Genomic DNA, 18,842 nt, shown 5'->3' on the forward strand with positions numbered 1-18,842 from the left:
CTAGACTGCGCACATTTAGAGTCTGCGCACATTTAGAATCTGCGCTACTCGACACCGAGCCGCGATACGATCTGCCTGGCCATGGCGCGGCCCGCTCGGTTCGCGCCGATCGTGCTCGCCTGCGGCCCGTAACCCGCCAGGAAGAGGCCCGGAAAGTCCGCGGACTCTCCGTCACGCACCACGATCCCGCCGCGCCCGCGATCCAGCGCCAACTGATCAAGGTGGTCAAGCTCGGCATCGAACCCGGTGGCCCAGACGATCGCGTCAAGAGGGATGAAGTCGCCCTCGACGTCGACGGCCCCGTCGCGCACCAAGCGCGCGAACATGGGGCGCCGCTTTAGCGCACCGCGACGTTCGATGCGGCGGACCCGGTCGGACCGCGGCAAACCCGTCGTGCCAACGATGCTGGGGAGGATTCTGCCCGCCCGCGCGGCCTCGTCCTGGCGACGTACCGCCTCCAGCCCGCCCTCCCGGGTCAGCCCGGGGTCCGCTTCCAGAAACTGAGGCGCGCGCCGCGTGAACCACTCCGTGGTCGCGCCTGCCGCCGTCAGTTCGTCGAGAAATCCCAGCGCGGACGTTCCCGCGCCCACCACCCCGACTCGCAGCCCGGCGAACTCCTCCGCGCTGGTGTACTCGGGGGTGCTGAGTTGCCTCCCCTCGAAGACGTCTCGTCCCGCGACCTGCGGCACCCGGGGTCGGTGCCACGTCCCGGAGGCGTTCACCACTACCTGGGTTCGCAGGCGTCGCGTGGCGCCTCCGTGGTCCACTGTGACGACGAACCCCGTCCCTCGCCGCGCATCGTCCACCGGCGCGGCAGGCGAGTGAGTCTGCGTGTCCACGGGAACCAGGGCCTCTACGGAAACGACGGTCGCGGGACGGAGCACCTCCAGCCCGAAGTGCTCCTCGTAGGCCGCGTAGTAGCTCCGCACCACGTCGCGGGCGCTCTGCTCACGAGGCGCGGTGTCGAAGGAGATCGACATCTCGCTCATCCCGGGGAGGTCGTGGATCCGGTGCGCGTCGCCCACCTTCAGCGCGCTCCACCGGTGCTGCCATGCCCCTCCCGCGTCCGGGCCGCGGTCGAGGGTGACCACGTCGGTGCCCGCACCAAGTCCCTGCCGGGCCAGGTGGTAGGCCGTCGACAACCCGGCTTGGCCAGCGCCGATGATCACCACCTTTGCCTGCGTCGCCTGCTCCGCCCCTCCGTGGAGTTCGTCCGCGTTAGTCACGTGAGCCGAAGGCCTCGTCTACTTGGGGCTTGACGCGGGTGCCCAGCAACTCGATGGCCTTCATCACGTGCCCGTGAGGCACTCCGCCCCAGTCCATCTGCAGGAAGTAGCGGTCGGCCTTGGTGAGTTGACCGACCGAGATCAGGCGCGCCGCAATCTCGTCGGGGGAGCCAGCGAAGATCATGTCGCCACCTTGAGTCATGTGGTCGTAATCGACCCTGCTCGGGACGGACCAGCCGCGCGCCTGCGCCCCGTACTCCATCACCTGATTCCAGTACGGGTAGAAGGTATTCTTCGCATCCTGGGACCGGTCCGCGATGAGCCCGACCGCCGTCATGGTGACGTGCTGGCGTGCCGCGTTGCCCGCCTGTTCCGAGGCCCGCCGGTAGAGGTCTACGAGTGGCGCGAAGCGCTCCGGCTGGCCGCCAATAACCGCGTAGACGACCGGCGCACCCAGCATTCCGGCGCGCACTGAGGACTGGGGATTGCCGCCGGTGCCGATTGACACGCTTAGCCGCTCACCGAACGGGCGGGGCAGAACCAGCGCCTGGTCGAGAGCGGCGCGAAAGCGTCCGCTCCAGGTGATGGGGGACTCCTCACTGAGCCGCAAGAGCAGCTGGATCTTCTCGTCGAACAACGCCTCGTAGTCGTTCAGCGAGGCGCCAAACAGCGGGTAGCTCTCGGTGAAGGAACCCCTGCCCGCCATGATCTCCGCGCGCCCAGCGCTGAGCTGGTCGAGCGTGGTGAATTGCTGAAAGAGGCGCACGGGGTCGTCTGTGCTCACGACGCTCACGGCGGTACCGAGCGTGATGCGCTCGGTGACGGACGATGCGGCGGCAAGCACGGTTCCGGGGTTGGATATGGCGTAGGACTCTATGTGGTGCTCGCCGAGGCCGTAGAAGTCCAGGCCCACCTGCTCAGCCAGTTGAATCCGCTCGAGCTGCTCCTTGAGCGACTGCGCGACGGGAGTCCACGTGCCGTCGGCGCCGCTGCGGCGGTCTCCAAAACTCATAACGCCGAGTTGCATGATGGGGATCCTCTCATCGGGCGCGGGGCCTCGTGCCCCGTCGCAAGTGGCAGGAATACGGAGAAGTCGCGCGATGTTTACGTTGATATGTCAACAACGCGCACGCGGCAGTATTCCCCTTCCGCTTCATCGTCGCAGACGCTCGCCCCCCTCGCGCGGACGGTCGCCATTTTTGGCGCCGGGCGGGTGGGTACGGCGCTGGCTCGGTCTCTGGTGGCCGCGGGCTACGACGTTCGGGTGGTGGGCTCCGGGCCGCCAAGCGGCATCGCACTCATCATCGACGTGCTCGCTCCCGGGGCAGTAGCGATGGCGGCGAGGGACGCTGTCCACGGCGCCGATGTCGTCATCCTGGCGGTGCCGCTCCACAAGGTGGATACCGTGGCCCCTGAATTGCTTCGGGGCAAGGTGGTGGTTGACGTCATGAATTACTGGGAGCCGGTTGACGGGCGATTGGCGGACTTTGCGGACGGCGACCCCACCACTCAGGTGGTTTCCACACGATTTGCCGGCGCGGAGATGGTGAAGGCCTTCAACCACATCGGGTATCACGAGATAGAGACGGACCGGCGGGAATCCGGGCACCACGAACGACGCGCGCTGGCGGTCGCGGGGGACTCGCGAGCCGCGGTGGAACTTGTCCTGGAGATGGTGCACCGCATCGGCTTTGACGCGGTGGATGGCGGCGGCCTCGCGCAATCGGGCGCGCTGGAGGCGGGCGGCCCGGTTTTTGGGGTCCGCCTCTCGAGGCCCGCGCTCGAACGCCACCTCGCATTTGACGGCGAGCCAACTCACTAGAGTGAGGGTGTGAGCGAAGGGCAGGCACGCGGCAGTACTCGCAGGTCGCGCTTGGTTGACGCCTTCGGCCTCGATTACGGCGGCGTCCTTGTGGGACTAGCCTTCTTGGCGCTGTCACTCACCCCCTCTCTGCTGCCGAGGCCACAGGTATCCCAGGGCGCCATATCGGGACTGAGTTTTGCCGTTGGCTACGGAGTCGGCGTTGCCGCGTGGGCGATGGCTCGCCGGGTTGTGCCGTGGCGCCATCACGATGCGGCCAGGTGGGGCTGGCCAATAGTCGGCCTCGTAATCGTCACCGGCGGCGTGATCATGGCGCCACTCGTCGTCGCGTGGCAGAACGGGATCCGGACCACAGTTGGGTTACCGACGATTCCCGGGTACTCGTGGCTCCAGCTGCTCGGCGTCGCCTTAGTCGTTGCGCTGGTCGCGATCTCGCTGGGGCGCGGGGCGCGGCTGGCTTATCAGGCCACGGGCAAACGTAGCGCCCCGATAGTGCGGCGGGTGGTGGGACCTGACACCTCGCTCTCGCAACGAGCGCTCGACATGGCGACCGTGGCGGCCACCCTGCTCGCGGTGACCTTGATCTTCGCTTTGATCGCGGCTGCATTCGTCATGCTGGGACTACGCGTCCTGGACCGCGGATGGAGCGCCTCCAACGCCATGCCAGACCCCACTCTCACGCGGCCGGCCTCCTACCTGCGTTCCGGTGGGCCGGGCAGCGTGGTCGCGTGGGACGACTTGGGGTTCGCCGGTTCCCAGGTAGTCGCGACCGGACCAGACGCGACGGCCATCGGTGCCCTGACGGGGGAGCCCGCACTGGAGCCGATTCGGGTCTACGTGGGGCTTGCCGCGGCACCCACGTACGCTGAGCGGTCGGCCATCGCGGTGAACGAGCTGCAACGCATGGGGGCGGCTGACCGCGAGGTGCTCGTCGTCGCCGGGACAACCGGCACTGGTTGGTTGGACCCCCAGGCCCTGGACTCGATCGAGTACCTTCACGGCGGAGACACTGCGGTAGTCGCGCTCGAATACAACGACAAGCCCAGCTGGCGAAGCCGGGTTCTCAGTCCAAACGTGCCCGCCGAGGGCGCGAGTGCGCAGTTCTACTCGGTGTACGCGTGGTGGAGCGCGCTGCCCTCGGAGAGCCGTCCGCAATTGGTGATCTACGGCATGAGTCTTGGCTCGTATGCCATGCAGTCGGTGTTCCCGGACTTAGACACGATGCTCGCGCGATCGCAGGGAGCGGTGTTCGCGGGCACTCCGGCGCGCACCGGGCTGTGGGACACGTTGACCGCCCAACGTGACCCCCACAGTCCCGTGACGCTGCCGGTCCTTGACGACGGTCGCCAGGTGCGGTGGTTCGCGACGCCTGAGGACTTTGACTTCTTGGCCGGCGAGTGGGACTACCCGAGGGTGGCCTACCTGCAGCATGGCAATGACCCGGTCACGTGGTTAAGCGCGTCCATCTTTTGGCAGCGCCCACAGTGGCTCGAGGACGGGCAGCGATCCCCTGTGGTGTCGCCGGATATGCGATGGATTCCGGTGGTGACCGGACTCCAAGCCCTAATCGACTTCACCATGGGCACTTCGGTTCCGGACGACTCCGGTCACAAGTACGGCGCGATTACCTTCGACGCGTGGATAGCCGTTACCGGTGATGGCGGACTCAGTGACGCGTCCCTGGACGCGATCAGGGCGTCGATTGCCAGCTACGACACCGTGCCACCCGTGGACCAGTAGCGCGCTACGGGGCCAGCGCCTTGCCGATCTCATCTGTCTCGGCCCGGCAGGCATCGGGGGTGGAGGCTGCGACCACCTGGAGCGCGGTCAGCGCCAGGCTGGACGCCTGGCCGTCGCCCAAGTGATTCAAGTAAACCTCGCGCACAGCCGCTCCGTAGTGAGGCAGCGCCAGCGCGAGCGCGTCGCGACCGGCGGTGGTCTGCTGAACCCAGCTACCGCGCAGGTCCTGGTCGCACTCGGTGCGCTGAAGCAGGCCACGATCAACCATGCGCGTGACTTGGTGCGAGATGCGGCTCTTCTCCCACGACAGCATTTCGCCTAGGTCCTTGGCACGCGCGGTGCCGCCTGGAGACTTGTCGAGCGCGGCCAGGATCTCAAGGTCGGCGCTGGAGATTCCGGCATCCGCCTGCAGGCGAGCCTCGACCGCGCTCATGACTCGTCGGCTCATGAGCGAAAATGCTCGCCATTGCGCCCATTCAACCGGGCCGAGCGCGTGGAGGGGCGTGACCGAACTGTCCATGGCCCACATTTTAGGCGTATTCGCCTCGCTGCGGTGAATGGTGCCCACCCACCCCCGACGACACCCGATCGTTGTAGTTATTGGTGGTGGGGGTCAACTCAGCGCCGTAGTGTGAAGACATGCCTATGTTGTGTACCGCCACGCCGCTCTCGAGCGCGGCCTCCGCGCTTCGTGGCGGGTGCTATGTCTAGCGCGGCGCAGTGGAACTCTCGCTACGCCGCGGCCTCGGTGTGGTCCGGCGCGGTGAACGCCACCCTGGCGGAACGTGCCAGCGCCCTCGAGCCGGGGACGGCGCTGGACGTCGGCTGCGGCGAGGGCGGCGACGCGGTTTGGCTCGCGTCCCAAGGCTGGCGCGTGCGCGGCGTCGACTTCTCAGGCGAGGCACTGTCACGCGCATCGGCGGCAGCCGATCAGGCCGGGGTCTCGGGACAGTGCTCCTGGATACAGGCCGACCTCAGCGTGTGGACGACGAACCATGCGTACGACCTGGTCACCTGTCACTTCCTGCACGAGGAGTTTGCAGTGCGCGGGCGAGCCTGGCAGAGCGCGGCCGCGGCGGTGGCGCCAGGAGGGATGTTGCTGATCGTTGGTCATTCCCCGGAGGAGCCGGCTGGTGTGCCCGGGCCCCCGCTTGACGCCAGGTTTAGCGAGCAACAGGTAGTCGATGCTTTGGCGCTGTCCTCTCGTTGGCAAGTCGACTCCCGGACCGAGGAGCGTCTGAGCGCGTCCGCTACGCGGCTCGACGTGGTGGTCACAGCGACCCGACTCGATAACGAATAGGCCTCTCGCCCAGCGCGCCGACCGGGTCAGGCCGTAGCCTGGATAACACCAACCGAGTCGAGGGAGTGCGCCATGTCAGACACGAATGCCACCGGTACGCGTCGCTACCACTTCGAGCAGATCCGCGCGAGGGAGCTTGCCAGGGGAGCGAGCGCGGATGAGGCGACCAGGATCGCGACCGAGACGGTCGACACCGTCATGGAGAAGGAATCGGAAGCCAAGCAGACTGGCTGACGACAGCCACGTCCGTGGCTCTAGACTCAAGAGCGTGACGACACCAACACCTGACGGTAGCCCCTCGGGGTCCGCGCCCGCGCACAGCCCGAGTGACCAGCGCAACGGGGCAGACGATTCCGCTGACGGGGCCGCGGTAGGCAACGAATCAATCAGCGACGCCATCTGGACCATACCCAACGCCATCTCGGCGCTGCGGATTCTTCTGATCGTCGTGTTCGTGGTCCTGCTCGGCAATCACCAGGACGGATGGGCGATCGCCGCCCTCGCGATTGCCGGTATCAGCGATTTCCTCGACGGCTACCTCGCGCGCCGCTGGAACCAGGTCACCAAGCTGGGTCGGTTGCTCGACCCAGCGGCGGACAGGATCCTCACCGTCGCCGTGGTGCTCGCTCTCGCGGTGCGAGGCATCGTCCCGTGGTGGCTGGTGGTGTTGATTCTGCTGCGTGACTTGGTGGTGGGAGTGGCCCTCGCGATCGGGAAGCGAGGCGGCGTCAGTACCCCTCAGGTCACCTTCATTGGCAAGCTCGCGACGCTACTGCTCTACTTCGCCCTCCCCATCGCGTACCTGTGTTACGACCGCTGGGATCAGCTGTACGTGCTCGCGCTAGTGTTCACCTTCGGTGCCACGGTCCTGTACTGGTGGGCCGGCATCGGCTACGTTCTGGATGTACGTCGACGCTCACGCGAAACTCCCGTGCCGCAACGGTGAATCGACGAACCAAAAGGTGACACCGAGCCCGCTGTAGGTCGTAGACTGGTGGGGCGAAATACCGCAGCACGCGCGCGGAACGAGGAGGCACCATGACGTACGACGAATCACCAGCCGAACGGACGATGTCCCTTGACGCCCAGATGCCCTTTGACGACAACCCCGCAGTGCGGTTGTCCGCACAGGACCAGTCCTCGGTAGACGCGCTTGACCACGACAACGCGCTGTTGATCGTGCACCACGGCCCCAATCAGGGCGCACGCTTCCTGCTCGACGTCGACGTGACCACCGCCGGCCGGTCAGTCTCGGGAGACATCTTCCTCGACGACGTGACCGTCAGCCGCGAGCACGTCCAGTTTGTACGCCGTAACGGCGGCTTCGTCGTGGTGGACTCCGGTTCGCTAAACGGCACCTACGTCAACCGCGAGAGTGTCTCCGAACGTGAGTTGAAGTCCGGTGACGAGGTTCAGATCGGTAAGTACCGACTGACGTTCTACCCGGGCTCGGCCAAGTAGTTCCCAAGCAAGTAGGCTGGCGCAATGCCTGAGCTTCGAGCCGTCGTCGGTCCTGAGGGAGAACCCTCGATCGATGTCGTCGCACCCCAATTGGCGACGGATTCCGTGCCTGAGGGAACGTGGCCGCACGCGGTTTCTCACGAGCCGATGCTGCGCGTGAGCGACGTATTGGCCCAGGTACAGAGCGAGTTTCCGGCTCTCACGACTTCCAAGTTGCGGTTCCTGGACAACAACGGGCTCGTCACGCCGTTCAGGACCGCCTCTGGTTACCGGCAGTACTCGCCGGCGGACCTGGAACGGCTCCGGTTTGTGCTCCGTCAGCAGCGCGACCAGTATCAGCCGCTCAGCGTCATCGCGAGCCACCTCGAGGCACTCGACTCGGGGCGGATGCACATGGCGGTGGCGCCACGTCCCGTTGACGACGATGCGGATCAGTACCTGGGATTGCGCGACTTCGCCGCCGGCGCGAGCGTTGCTGAGTCACTCATCGAGCAACTCGATGAGGCTGGTCTTCTGTCTCAGTCGGTGCCAGGGCGATACGACCGAGTGTGGTTGCCGCTGGCCACATCAGCACAGGCTTACCTCAACGGCGGGGGAGACCTGCGCACGCTGAAGACCCTCATGGCTGCTGCCGGGCGGTCGGCCGACCTCGCGGAGGCCGTCGCTCAGCCCGACAGAATGCGCGGGCGCGCTGCCGAGGCTGAGGACGCCTCACGCGAGTTCGGCGAGGCGGCCATCGCCGTTTTCTCGGCTTCTGTACGGGGCTCCCTGAGCCGATAGGGATGGCAACCGCAATCAATGCGCGACACGCGGTAGCGTGAAGGTGGAATGTCGTTGACCTGAGGGCCGGCCGGCAATAACGTTGAACCCAAGGTTGAAAGACAAAACGAGGAGGCGCGATGACCGACGAAACCGGCCACGAACTAACCTCGATCCGCAACCCCGGAAACGTCGCCGACCAGGGCATCCTGTTCGATGACGGACTCACCCATCTCGACGAGAACACGGGATACCGCGGTCCCACGGCGTGTAGCGCCGCGGGCATCACCTACCGTCAACTCGACTACTGGGCGCGCACTGGCTTGGTGGAGCCAACCGTGCGCACCGCTACCGGCTCCGGCACGCAACGCCTGTACGGATTCCGCGACATCTTGGTGCTGCGGGTAGTCAAGAGACTGCTCGACTCGGGCGTCTCGCTCCAGCAGATCCGGACGGCAGTCGAGCACCTTCGGGAGCGCGGCGTCGAGGACCTCTCCCGGATCACCCTGATGTCCGACGGCGCCTCTGTATACGAGTGCACGTCGAACGACGAGGTCATCGACCTGGTCCAGGGCGGCCAGGGCGTTTTTGGAATCGCGTTGGGCAAGGTGTGGCGTGAGCTTGAGGGTTCGCTTGCAACGCTTCCCGCCGACCGCGGACAGGCTCCCGGAGTTGCCGCCGCTGACGTTGTCGACGAACTCGCCGAGCGCCGCGCAAGGCGTACGAACGCAAGCTAGCCCCGCATCGGCCGCGGGCAATTACCGCCTCCATGCAAGTTTTTTCCATTGGGGGCTTACGAAACTGTGACTCCCAGACGAAACCTGGCAAGATAAAGCCAAAGTCGAAGGGAAGTCAATGTTCTCCAAGGTCCTGGTAGCAAACCGTGCCGAAATAGCTGTGCGCGCCTTCCGCGCTGCCGTCGAGTTGGGCTCCAAGACGGTCGCCGTCTTCCCCCACGAGGACCGGATGTCGGAACACCGGCTGAAGGCCGATGAGGCGTTCCAGATTGGCGACGAGGGTCACCCCGTCAAGGCGTACCTCGACGCGGACGAGATGGTGCGCGTGGCCAAGCTGGCCGGCGCGGATGCCATCTACCCGGGCTACGGGTTCCTGAGTGAGAACGTGGAGTTCGCGACCAAGTGCCGCGACGCCGGGTTGACCTTCATTGGCCCCCCGCCCGAGGTCCTCGAGAACGCGGGCGACAAGGTGGCTGCCCTGAAGGCGGCGCGCGCGGCCGGCGTGCCCGTACTTGAGTCGTCCGAGCCGTCAAAGGATAAGGACTACCTCGTTGTCGAGGCGGACCGCATCGGCTTCCCGATCTTCGTTAAGGCAGTGGCCGGCGGCGGCGGTCGCGGTATGCGCCGCGTGGAGACCCGCGAGGAACTACCCGAGCTGATGTCCGCTGCCATGCGCGAGGCGGAGAGCGCCTTCGGCGACGCCACCGTGTTCTTGGAGCAGGCGGTGCTTGCCCCGCGCCACATTGAGGTGCAGATTCTTGCCGACAACGAGGGCAACGTTGTCCACCTGTTCGAGCGCGACTGCTCCGTGCAGCGTCGCCACCAGAAGGTCATCGAGATCGCCCCGGCGCCCAACCTCGACCCCGCCATTCGCGACGCGCTTTGCCGCGACGCCGTCAAGTTCGCCAGGTCCATTGGCTACATCAACGCTGGCACCGTCGAGTTCCTGGTAGACACCGAGGGCGAGCGCGCCGGAAAGCACGTGTTCATCGAGATGAACCCGCGCATCCAGGTCGAGCACACGGTGACCGAAGAGGTCACGGACATCGACCTGGTGAGCGCGCAGATGCGCATCGCCTCGGGCGAGACCCTCGAGCAGATCGGCATCCGCCAGGAGGACGTGCGCGTCAACGGCTATGCCGTGCAGACCCGCATCACGACGGAGGACCCCTCCAACGGCTTCGTTCCCGACACCGGCCGCATCGTCGCCTATCGTTCGCCGGGCGGCGCGGGCATCCGCCTCGACGGCGCCACAGGTATGGCGGGCAACTCCATCTCGGGCCACTTCGACTCGATGCTGGTGAAGCTCACCTGCCGTGGACGCGACTTCGACTCGGCCGTCCGCCGCGCCTCGCGCGCGCTGGCCGAGTTCCGTATTCGCGGCGTCACGAGCAACATCAAGTTCCTGCAGGCGGTACTCGCCGACCCCGACTTCAAGGCCGGGGGAGTGCCGACGTCGTTCATCGACAACCGCCCCTACCTGCTCGAGATCGCAGCGAGCAAGGACCGTTCCACCAAGCTGCTGCAGTTCCTTGGCGACGTCACCGTGAACAAGCCCAACGGCGACCACGTCGAGGACTTCATGCGTCCGGCGGACAAGCTACCCAAGATCGATCTCAATGCCGAGCCCGTCGCGGGCTCGCGCCAGCGCCTGTTGGAACTGGGACCCGAGGGCTTCGCCAAGGCGCTGCGCGATCAGAAGCAGCTCGCGCTGACCGACACGACGATGCGCGACGCGCACCAGTCTCTGCTCGCCACCCGGGTACGCACGTACGACTTGCTCGCTGCGGCGGGACACGTGTCCCGCATGACGCCCGAACTGCTGTCGATGGAGGCCTGGGGCGGAGCGACGTACGACGTCGCGCTGCGCTTCCTGTCGGAGGACCCGTGGCTGCGCCTCGCAAACCTGCGCGAGGCGATGCCGAACATCGCCCTGCAGATGCTGCTGCGCGGCCGCAACACTGTCGGCTACACGCCGTACCCGGACGAGGTGGCGCACGCCTTTGTGCAGGAGGCCACCGAGACCGGAATCGACATCTTCCGGATCTTCGACGCGCTCAATGACGTCGAGCAGATGCGGCCCGCCATCGAGGCCGTGCGTGCCACCGGACAGGCGGTCGCCGAGGCCTCGCTGTGCTACACGGGCAACATGATCAGCCCCGACGAGGACCTCTACACCCTCGACTACTACCTCAAGTTAGCGGACTCACTAGTGGACGCCGGCGCCCACATCCTGGCGGTCAAGGACATGGCAGGACTGCTGCGTCCCGCCGCCGCGTACACGCTCGTTTCTGCGCTGCGCGAGCGCTTCGACGTTCCCGTGCACCTGCACACCCATGACACCGCGGGTGGCCAGATCGGCACGTTGCTGGCCGCAGCAGAGGCGGGAGTAGACGCCGTCGACGTGGCAAGCGCAGCGATGGCCGGCACCACCTCCCAGCCTCCCATGAGTGCGCTGATTGCCGCGCTCGAGCACACCACGCGCGACACCGGTATCTCCCTCAAGGCCGCACAGGACCTGGAGCCCTACTGGGAGTCGGTGCGCCGTCTGTACGCGCCCTTCGAGTCCGGGCTTCCGGGCCCCACAGGCCGCGTGTACATGCACGAGATCCCGGGCGGTCAGCTGTCTAACCTTCGTCAGCAGGCGACCTCCCTGGGACTGGCCGACAAGTTCGAGCAGATCGAGGACATGTACTCGGCCGCGGACAAGATTCTGGGCCGCCTGGTGAAGGTCACGCCTTCCTCCAAGGTGGTCGGGGACCTAGCGCTGCACCTGGTCGCCAACGACGCGGATCCCGTCGACTTCGCGGAGAATCCCGACAAGTACGACATGCCGGACTCCGTCGTCGGTTTCCTCTCGGGCGAGCTCGGCACGCCTCCCGGAGGCTGGCCCGAGCCGTTCCGTACCAAGGCATTGAAGGGACGCACGTTCGAGACCAAGTCGCCTGTGCTCACGGACGAGGACAACGAGGCGTTGGCGCAGTCGGGTGAGGTGCGCCGTCGTAGGCTCAACCACCTGCTGTTCCCGGGGCCGGCCAAGGAGTTTGACGCTTCGGTCGAGCGCTACGGTGACATCTCGGTGATCGACACCTTCCACTACCTGTACGGGATCAACGCCGACAGCGGGGAAGAGGTCACGGTCGACCTCGAGCGCGGCGTCCGGATGATCGCGACGCTGGAAGCGCTCGGAGAGCCGGACGACCACGGCGAGCGCACCGCGATGTTCAACTACAACGGCTCGATTCGCCCCGTCCAGGTTCGCGACGAGAGCGCGTCGGTCGACGTGGTCGCCCGCGAGAAGGCCGATGCGAACAACGATGGCTCGATCGCGTCGCCGTTCTCCGGCGCCGTCACGGCATCGGTCGAGGTTGGCGCCCAGGTCGAGGCCGGCGCGACAGTCGCGGTGATCGAGGCCATGAAGATGGAGTCATCCATCACCACCCCCGTGGCTGGCAAGGTGACCCGCATCGCGCTCAGCGGCACCGAGACCCTCGCCGGTGGCGACCTCGTGGTCGTCGTCGAGTAACGCTAGGAGCAGTTCTCGAACGCGTCGAGGGTGACGTTCACGTGGATCAGCGCGTGACCGGCGTACTCGTGCGCCTCGTCTAGGTCATCCGTGGCGAGGGTGAGCGAGGCCCACCCGTAGATTCGCTGCGGGTGGCTCGCGAGGGTGGGCATCGTGTTGTCGCTGGGGGACCAGGCGGCCAGCGCGGCGTCTGCCTCTGCCCACCGCGCGGCGGGGTCGTCCCACGATCCGCCCAGGACATCCCTCTCGACGCACTCGTTGATGGGTTCGATCTGCGCCACGCCCGGCTCACCGTCGAGCCCCGGCAGCAGCCCGGCCACGGTCTCTCCGCCGATGCTGCCGTCGCCATCCGCGTCGCCGTAGTGAGGCCCGTCGGCACCCACCACCAGATTCAACGCGGACTCGGCCGCGGCGTGCGCTTCCTCGATGGTGGCGGCCTGCTGCCATACCTCCGTATGGACGCCGATGACCTTTGTCTGCGTGGTCTGCACGATCAGGTTGCTCTCTGCCTGGTCGTGGTATTCCTCCGTCGGCTCGGGGTCTGGCGAGCAGCCGGCGAGGATCAGCGCGGCGACCAAGGCGAGGATGAGTGGCTTCATGACACCACCGTAGTCGGCGCCCGTGCACACGCCTCCCGCCGTACGGCCGCGACGCTGCGTAATAGCGGGGGACCAACGTCCCTTGGGAGGCGGGGTACGCCACGCAACAATTGGGGGAACGAAAGAAGGTGTGTCATGAAGGTTTTGGTAGCTGTCGGTTCAAAGTACGGCGCGACGCGCGGACTAGCCGACGTGATTGGCCAAGAGATTGGATCGGTCGGATTCGACGTCGATGTCGAGGACGCCTGTGACGTGCTCTCCGTGACCGCTTACGACGCCGTCATCGTGGGTAGCGCCATCTACGGCGGACTGTGGCGACGCGACGCGTCCGCGCTCATCGAGGAGCATGCCGACGAGTTGAAGAAGCGTGACGTCTGGCTGTTCTCGTCCGGCGTTCGGGAGGTCAAGGAACCCGGGTACGCCACCGGTGAGGCGGAGAAACTCACTGAGCTAGTGGGAGCCGAGCAACACGCGATGTTCGCCGGCGCGCTGGACTACGACCGTCTCAACGTGGGGGAGCGGGCCATCATCCGCGCCATTAACCCGCCCATGGGCGACCACCGCGACTTCGCACTAGTGCGTGACTGGGCCCACGAGATCGGCGTAAGGCTGCTATTCCTCGCGTTGGCGTAGGGGTTCCTCACCGCGGCACGCCGGCCGAGCCTGACGAATTGGTTCCAAGAGATGGGGTCTAAGTAGCCCCTCAAGGGGCCTAGCCCTGACAACACAGGTGCGGCTTCTCTCGGTGCTCAGCGCCTGCTTCATCTTGTCCTGACGCCTGCCTAAAGATGAAGGCCGCCTCGTACGCGCTGAGGTCGATTGGCGCGGTGACAGTTAGCCTCGAGGGGGAGTAGTCGCGGAGAATGTCCGGTTGCTTGCTTTTGTCCCCGCACGAGGGTCTAAAACCGGTGGTAACCAGGGGTTCTGTGCTATTTTCACGTTGCGGCTACCAGCCGCTAGCGCCTTGTCCCAGTGCGGATGAGTTCGCGCATCTGCGAAGGGACGATTGATGACCATGAGGAAATTTGCGAGCCGCGCGGGAGCGTCTGGACTCTTAATGGCGATGGGGGCAACGTTGCTCGTTGTGCCGCCCGCGCAAGCAGCTGTGCGAAATGGCGTTCCCACCTTCGTGTGGGGCGCGCCGACACTATTAGTAGATACCAACACCAACGGGCGAGCCGACGAAGGCGACACGGTCGCATGGGAAGGCACTCTCAACGCGAATACCGCTGCCGAGGGCTTTTCCATGGAGTATTCGCTTTACGTCCCCGTAGTGACTTCCGGCTCCTTCTCTCCTGGCAACGTGAGCGCCAAGATCACCGGAACAACCGTGGTGGTGAACGCCGAGATGGCGGCGACTGGGCGCGTGTCTGCACCCACCAACTTCGGGGGCACTTACGTCTACGAGGAGGTCGGTTTGCCGCCATCCGCTGGCCGGTATCCGATTGCACCTCCTTCTCCCGCTGCTGCCTGGGTGAACCCGCTGATTCAGGTAACACCGACTGAACCCACGTTCACTGACGCTTGCGGGGGCGATAACATCGCCGTTTCTCTCCCTTTAGCTAAGGACGGCGTGGCGTGGGACGTCGTGAACTCGTCCAACGTGAGCGGGGATACCCGCATCACGGCGACCGCCACCCCGGAGGCCGGCTACACCTTCGGCGGAGCCAAGTCCATCTGGTCTCAGGACGACGCCGGCGAGTGCCTTCCGGACCTCGTCGGTTCCGTGACATGGGGGACTCCGTTCTTGTCCACGGACGTCAACGAAAACGGAGTTGCTGACGCGGGGGACTACGTACGGTTCCCCTACACGGTGAGGTACACAGGGTCGGAAGCGTTCGCGGCCATGCATTTCCGCGTGGCTGACTACGGACTCAGCAGGTTTTTACCGATGGACGAGACGGGTGTTGCGTCTGACGGGCGCGACGTTTTGGTGACCACCGGCATGGTCGCCGCAGGCCGAGTCGAGCCGCTCGTGCATGTAGTCGACTATTCGGTCACCTACAACAGTGGAAGCACTCTGCTCAATGAGACGAACCGCGCTCTTCCTGCCTCGGCTCCCTCGGCGTGGTTGAACCCGCACCCGGTGACTCCGTTTACACCCACGTTCACTGACGATTGTGGCGCGAATAACATCACGGTGGCTACGCCGTTGGAGCAGACTGGAGTGAACTGGGCGATTGACTACGGTCAGGACGGCACGGGGAACCGTACCGCCACCGCCGTGGCGACGCCCGGGGACGGCTACAGCTTCGCAAGCGCAAAGTCGTCGTGGACGCAGACTGACGCCGGACCCTGCCCGGCAGTGGTTGATGTCGTTTGGCTCGACCCGACACTTAGTGTTGACGCCAACGAGAACGGTCGGATCGACGAAGGCGATACCGTCGCCTTCCCGTACCGCCTGACCTACACGGGCGCTGAGGACTACACCAGTCTCTTGATCGACGTCGCGGACACGACCGGTTGGGGGGTCACCGTCCACTTCATCCCCCCGGACGAGCGCGAGGACACCCTCTATAAGGGAGTGTCTGTCACGGCCGACATGGTCACTGCAGGTCGCGTGGACCAGTCTCCGGTAACGATGTCGTACTCGATTGACTACGGACCCCACTCCGTTGGCAACCAGACCGATGTCTCTCTTGGCACATTGACGCCGCCTCCCTACATTCAGGCGACTGAGCCGATCAACACGACCCCTTCGGAGTTCGACCCGTTGGAGTCAGACCTGGACGGCATCGCCGAGGGAGGTCTCGTCATCTGCGCCGACGGGACTCCCGTCGTCACGGTCGCGCACGGTGAGTCGATCACTGTCGCCGGCACCGACTGCTCCGACCTGGGCGACTCGACTGGAACTCACCTTGTGGCGTTCTCGCAACCAACAATTCTCGGGGCAGATACCTTCACGGTGACCATTCCGGAAGCACTGGCTGCAGGCAAGCACTCGCTCGTCTTGTACGCGTCAGATGGAGCGGTTATCGGCTGGCAGGCCATTACGGTCACCGGATGGCAGCAGGTTGCAGTGACGACTCCGGCAGGGGAGGCCGTCGTCACACCCGACACTGATTCTGTTGCAGCAGTGGCCGGCGTCGCGGATCCCGCCTCAACCGACGACACGGTTGCTGTGGCAACCACTGGCGAACTCTCGAGCACCGGTGCCCAGAGCGGAATGCTCGCACTCGCGTCTCTGGTCCTCGTCGGCTTCGGCGCCCTCGCGCTGCGACTCAGGGCGCAGCGCAACTAGTTCCATCAGCAGCGCCCATTCCGATGAACGGGGTGGGCGCTGTGTGGTGTACGCCGAGCGGGTCGCGCGAGCACGCAACAAAGCGCCACTGACGGCTTCGTGCAGGACACCATCCGCGCAGGGGAGGCGCTCGTATCTCTCGCACTAATGACATAATGTCAATTATCGGCGTTACATTATCAAGGTCAGATCTAGCCGCAGGTGTTGGCCGGCTTGGGCTGGTCGCCTGAGCGCCCATGAGCAACGCCGCTCCCGAATCCTGCACCCGCGGGCACGAGTGTCTCTAGCGTCAGCGGCTGTACGGTCGACGGCTCGGCGCTGCAGCACAAGCCGCCAGAGCCTTCCTCGGCGTCCGGGTTGATGTCCGATTCGCACACGCCGGTAGCGGGCAGGTTCAGCTGCACCAGGTCCGCACCGGCCTGGTCGCCGGCGAGCGCCGCCGCGATGGACCGCACCTGCTCGTAGCCCGTGGCCAACAGGAACGTAGGCGCGCGGCCGTAGGACTTCATGCCGGCGATGTAGAACCCGTCGTCTGGGTGCCTGAGCAACGCCTCGCCGTGGGGAGGGACGGTGCCGCACGAGTGAAAGTTGGGATCGATGAGCTCCGCCAGTTGGCGGGGCGACTCGACCACGGGGTCCAGGTCCAGGCGCACCTCGCGCAGCATGTCCAGGTTGGGACGGAAGCCGGTCGCGTTGACGATGGCACCCACCTCTAGATCAATCGTCTCCTCGCGAGACTTGCCCAGCACGCGCACTGTGCCGGTGCCGGTGCCGGTGCCGACGACGATCTGCTCGATCGAGGCCCACTTCACCAGGGTGAGGCGGCCCGCCTCCACGGCCGCCTGCAGACGTTCTCCCAGCAACCCGCGAGCGGGCAATTCGTCGTCGGCCCCGCCGCCGAGCAGGCGGCGCGTCGAGCCGCCCCGAATAGCCCAGGTCACCGTGGTGCCGGGCTCCGATTCCGCCAGCTCGATCAGTGACAACAGAGTGTTCGCCGCAGAGTGACCCATGCCAACTACCAGCGTGTGAACACCCGCGAACCTGGACCGCTGCGCGCCCAGCACGTCGGGTAGCGGTCCGGTGATGAACTCCCCCGCCGCGCGCTCTCCCGCGGCGGGCATGCCGCTCGTCCCGAGCGGGTTGGAGGTGGCAAATGTGCCGGACGCGTCGATCACGGCGCGGGCCAGCACGTCCTCGACCCCACCCTGCGAGTTCACGGTGCGCACGCGGTATCCGCGGCGCTCCCGGCCCAGCGTGCGGGTCTTGTCCGCGCCGTCCCTGGCCACGGCCAGCACCTTTGTGCCGGTCGTCAGTCGCGACGAGATCGCGTGCGTGGCGGCCAGCGGCGTCAGGTATTCGCTCACCAGTTCGGCGCCGGTCGGCAGCTCGTCCAGGTCCGGCTCGACCCAGTCGGTGCCCTCGAGGAGCCGGCGGGCGGCATCGTCTATGTCGTAGCGCCACGGGGAAAATAGTCGCACGTGACCCCAGGTTGAGACGGTCGCCCCGGGAGACTCCCCCGCCTCAATAACGAGGGGTTCGAGGCCGCGCTCTAAAAGTTGTGCCGCAGCGGCCAGGCCGACTGGGCCCGCACCAATCACTACTACTGGTAGGTCCGCACGGTTCGCCTCGGCCACGATGTCTCCTTATATTGATGTTTGTCTATGTTCTAGTCGAGAGCGTACCAGCGCGCGGCGCTAGAGTCACCCGCGACGTCAGAGAGCGCCGCAAATCAGCGCTCGCACCACTAGCTCGACGGAGCAGGGCCACGTCAGCTGGGCGGTGCCTTCGCCAGTACGCCGGACAGCGCGCGGAGGCCGTCGAGTAGCTTCGCGCGGTCTGCGGCAACGAGAGGCGCGAGGATTTCTTGCTCGTTCGCCATGTGCGCGACGTGTGCGGCGTCGAATACCGCGCGGCCCGACTCAGTGAGGCGGACGCGCACCACTCGCCGGTCGTCCTGGTCGCGCGTGCGGGTCACGAAGCCGCGCTGCTCGAGCTTCGAGATTCGGTGGGTCGTGGTGCCCGAGGTGATCATCATGGTCCGGTCCAACTCGCCGGGCGTCAGCTCGTGCGGCTCGCCAGAGCGGATCAAGGTGGCCATCACGTCGAACTCCCACGACTGCAACCCGAACTGGGCGAACACCGCGTCCAGCCGTTGCTGTAGCTCCAGGGCCAGGCGCGAGATGCGCCCGATGATCGCCATGGGGCTCACGTCCAGCTCGGGACGCTCCTTGGCCCACTGCGCGATGAACGTGTCGACCTGGTCGCCTCCAGCGGCCGATGCGCCGGTCGCGCCCGCGTGGTCGGTCTCCGGTCTCCCCCGAGTAGTCATGCCATCCCCCATCGTCCACTGCGCCCATCGTGACGCCAATCTCTTGACATCAAGATATCACCGACGTAGCCTGGCGGCAATAGATATCTTTACGTCAAGAGA

General features: G+C 65.9%; 17 protein-coding genes. 11 read left to right on the forward strand and 6 right to left on the reverse strand.

Annotated features, from left to right (window positions below):
- Nucleotides 1–44 precede the first annotated feature (44 nt).
- Nucleotides 45–1,226, reverse strand: a complete 1,182-nt coding sequence (locus ACQU6B_RS06510) for an FAD-dependent oxidoreductase (protein ID WP_430866732.1) — start codon at nucleotides 1,224–1,226, stop codon at nucleotides 45–47.
- Entirely contained in the window at nucleotides 1,219–2,253 is a 1,035-nt protein-coding gene (locus ACQU6B_RS06515) for an LLM class flavin-dependent oxidoreductase (RefSeq protein ID WP_430866733.1), read from the reverse strand. Before ACQU6B_RS06515 ends, ACQU6B_RS06510 begins: the two co-directional genes overlap by 8 nt.
- 87 nt (nucleotides 2,254–2,340) lie before the next feature.
- On the opposite strand from ACQU6B_RS06515, the gene ACQU6B_RS06520 reads away from it, so the two are divergent.
- Nucleotides 2,341–3,048 (forward strand): NADPH-dependent F420 reductase, encoded by a 708-nt coding sequence (locus tag ACQU6B_RS06520; RefSeq protein ID WP_430866734.1) that lies wholly within the window; start codon nucleotides 2,341–2,343, stop codon nucleotides 3,046–3,048.
- A 9-nt stretch (nucleotides 3,049–3,057) separates the two neighbouring features.
- Entirely contained in the window at nucleotides 3,058–4,788 is a 1,731-nt protein-coding gene (locus tag ACQU6B_RS06525; protein WP_430866735.1) for an alpha/beta-hydrolase family protein, read from the forward strand.
- Between the two features lie 4 nt (nucleotides 4,789–4,792).
- Here ACQU6B_RS06525 and ACQU6B_RS06530 read toward each other — a convergent pair whose 3' ends face one another.
- Nucleotides 4,793–5,236, reverse strand: coding sequence for a MarR family winged helix-turn-helix transcriptional regulator (locus ACQU6B_RS06530; protein ID WP_430866736.1), 444 nt, complete (start codon nucleotides 5,234–5,236; stop codon nucleotides 4,793–4,795).
- Nucleotides 5,237–5,491: 255 nt separating this feature from the next.
- Here ACQU6B_RS06530 and ACQU6B_RS06535 point away from each other — a divergent pair, with 255 nt between their 5' ends.
- The 7 genes from ACQU6B_RS06535 to ACQU6B_RS06565 all read left to right on the forward strand — a co-directional run bounded on the left by ACQU6B_RS06535 (nucleotide 5,492) and on the right by ACQU6B_RS06565 (nucleotide 12,571).
- Entirely contained in the window at nucleotides 5,492–6,088 is a 597-nt protein-coding gene (locus ACQU6B_RS06535; protein WP_430866737.1) for a class I SAM-dependent methyltransferase, read from the forward strand.
- A gap of 72 nt (nucleotides 6,089–6,160) precedes the next feature.
- Nucleotides 6,161–6,322: a hypothetical protein gene (locus ACQU6B_RS06540; protein ID WP_430866738.1), complete on the forward strand. Its 162-nt coding sequence runs from the start codon at nucleotides 6,161–6,163 to the stop codon at nucleotides 6,320–6,322.
- A 34-nt stretch (nucleotides 6,323–6,356) separates the two neighbouring features.
- Nucleotides 6,357–7,034, forward strand: coding sequence for a CDP-alcohol phosphatidyltransferase family protein (locus ACQU6B_RS06545; RefSeq protein WP_430866739.1), 678 nt, complete (start codon nucleotides 6,357–6,359; stop codon nucleotides 7,032–7,034).
- Nucleotides 7,035–7,126: 92 nt separating this feature from the next.
- The gene (locus ACQU6B_RS06550; protein ID WP_430866740.1) at nucleotides 7,127–7,549 is read left to right on the forward strand and encodes an FHA domain-containing protein; all 423 of its coding nucleotides are present in this window, start codon (nucleotides 7,127–7,129) and stop codon (nucleotides 7,547–7,549) included.
- 24 nt (nucleotides 7,550–7,573) lie between these two features.
- The gene (gene ftsR / locus ACQU6B_RS06555; RefSeq protein WP_430866741.1) at nucleotides 7,574–8,329 is read left to right on the forward strand and encodes a transcriptional regulator FtsR; all 756 of its coding nucleotides are present in this window, start codon (nucleotides 7,574–7,576) and stop codon (nucleotides 8,327–8,329) included.
- Nucleotides 8,330–8,448: 119 nt separating this feature from the next.
- Nucleotides 8,449–9,045, forward strand: a complete 597-nt coding sequence (locus ACQU6B_RS06560; protein ID WP_430866742.1) for a MerR family transcriptional regulator — start codon at nucleotides 8,449–8,451, stop codon at nucleotides 9,043–9,045.
- A gap of 118 nt (nucleotides 9,046–9,163) precedes the next feature.
- Complete coding sequence (locus ACQU6B_RS06565; protein ID WP_430866743.1) at nucleotides 9,164–12,571, forward strand: pyruvate carboxylase; 3,408 nt, start codon at nucleotides 9,164–9,166, stop codon at nucleotides 12,569–12,571.
- 2 nt (nucleotides 12,572–12,573) lie between these two features.
- On the opposite strand, the gene ACQU6B_RS06570 is transcribed toward ACQU6B_RS06565, so the two are convergent.
- Nucleotides 12,574–13,170, reverse strand: a complete 597-nt coding sequence (locus ACQU6B_RS06570) for a hypothetical protein (RefSeq protein ID WP_430866744.1) — start codon at nucleotides 13,168–13,170, stop codon at nucleotides 12,574–12,576.
- Nucleotides 13,171–13,305: 135 nt separating this feature from the next.
- On the opposite strand from ACQU6B_RS06570, the gene ACQU6B_RS06575 reads away from it, so the two are divergent.
- Nucleotides 13,306–13,803 (forward strand): flavodoxin domain-containing protein, encoded by a 498-nt coding sequence (locus tag ACQU6B_RS06575; RefSeq protein WP_430866745.1) that lies wholly within the window; start codon nucleotides 13,306–13,308, stop codon nucleotides 13,801–13,803.
- Nucleotides 13,804–14,179: 376 nt separating this feature from the next.
- Nucleotides 14,180–16,411 (forward strand): hypothetical protein, encoded by a 2,232-nt coding sequence (locus ACQU6B_RS06580; RefSeq protein ID WP_430866746.1) that lies wholly within the window; start codon nucleotides 14,180–14,182, stop codon nucleotides 16,409–16,411.
- A 191-nt stretch (nucleotides 16,412–16,602) separates the two neighbouring features.
- On the opposite strand, the gene ACQU6B_RS06585 is transcribed toward ACQU6B_RS06580, so the two are convergent.
- Together ACQU6B_RS06585 and ACQU6B_RS06590 are read right to left on the reverse strand one after the other, a co-directional pair.
- Complete coding sequence (locus ACQU6B_RS06585) at nucleotides 16,603–18,045, reverse strand: FAD-dependent oxidoreductase (protein ID WP_430866747.1); 1,443 nt, start codon at nucleotides 18,043–18,045, stop codon at nucleotides 16,603–16,605.
- Between the two features lie 134 nt (nucleotides 18,046–18,179).
- The gene (locus ACQU6B_RS06590) at nucleotides 18,180–18,740 is read right to left on the reverse strand and encodes a MarR family winged helix-turn-helix transcriptional regulator (RefSeq protein ID WP_430866748.1); all 561 of its coding nucleotides are present in this window, start codon (nucleotides 18,738–18,740) and stop codon (nucleotides 18,180–18,182) included.
- Nucleotides 18,741–18,842: the final 102 nt, after the last annotated feature.

This window comes from Demequina aurantiaca, assembly GCF_050598105.1.
Taxonomy (GTDB): Bacteria; Actinomycetota; Actinomycetes; order Actinomycetales; family Demequinaceae; genus Demequina; species Demequina aurantiaca_A.